The organism is Variovorax sp. P4_D9, assembly GCF_056401695.1.
The window spans coordinates 1-1164 of the sequence record NZ_JBFUIU010001512.1 but is presented as its reverse complement, the minus strand read 5'-3'; the positions used below and the strand labels follow the sequence as shown (position 1 = coordinate 1164).

Below are 1164 nucleotides of genomic sequence, written 5' to 3'. Positions count from 1 at the left end.
GTGAAGGACTTGTTGTGCATGCGCCGGTTGACGCGCGAGAAGTCGAACATGAAGTCCCCAGCCCTGAAGCCGCGGTTCGCAAAGGGATTGAACAGCCTGATTTCGATATTGGGATGGGCGTCGAGGGCGGCCAGCATCGGGTCGAGCCCGCCGGTATTGGCATCATCGAGCAGCACGCGCACGCGCACCCCGCGCTCGGCGGCTTCCCAGATGGCTTTCCAGAGCAGTTGTCCAGTGGTGTCGGCGTGCCAGATGTAGTACTGCACGTCGAGGCTGCGGTCAGCGAGCCTGGCAAGGACGATGCGCGCCGCGAAGGCATCCTCGGCATTGGAGAGCGGATGGATGCCGGATTTTCCCGGGTGGGCGGCGACCTGCGGGCGCACATCCTTGGCGAGGCGGGTGTCGGCGTTGTTGGTGAGGGCGGTGGATGGGGTCCGCTCGACGTTTCCCGGAAGACCGGCGCAGCCGGTGAGGAGGAGGCCGAGGACGAAGGCGACGAGTACGCGTGAGGCAATCATGGGCTCGGTGCGGTCCATCGATGACGATCTGGGCATTCTAGGCTCGCTAGGCTCCGTTAACAGGCAGGTCAGGCGCAAGGTGACGCTGATGGAACCGGATACGCCCTCGGGGAGAGCGAGGTGCCGACGAAGCGCCGGAACATCTTCATCGATGCCTCGTGTGCAGCGCGACCCGGGAAGTGCTTCTGGCCATCGAACTCAAGTCCCATAGAAGGACTATGCCGTCCCAGACCGCACGGGCCTTTGGCAAGGTCAGACCTCAAGCGCCATTCGGCTGCGAAATCGTTCTTGGCAACCTCTTCAACTCGATGGAGCTTCCTGGGCGGGCTCGGGGCGGACCTGAAGAACATTTCGCTCGGATGCAGTCTCGGCACTTCTTAGATCGCCATCCGCGTTCGCGCCAACGCCTTGCGCCCTGGCCAGCACGGCCTGGCGAACCAGGCCGATGTGCTCGCGCAGTGTGTAGGCTTCGCCGGCATAGCTCAATGGGGTACGGATCCGCGCGGGCCGCCTGCTCGATGCGGGCCAGGTCGCCCAGCCATTTTTCGATGGGCAACGCGTCGGTGCGCGTTTCGACATCGCGCTCGAGCAGCGCCAACTCTCCGTACCAGCGGTAGATGCGCGACCGCGCGCGCCAGCGGAACAA

General features: G+C 64.3%; 1 pseudogene. It reads right to left on the bottom strand.

From position 1 onward, the window contains the following. A pseudogene (locus AC1DY5_RS56480) lies at nt 1-536 on the bottom strand (phospholipase D family protein); the annotation flags it as partial. Between the last annotated feature and the right edge of the window lie 628 nt (nt 537-1164).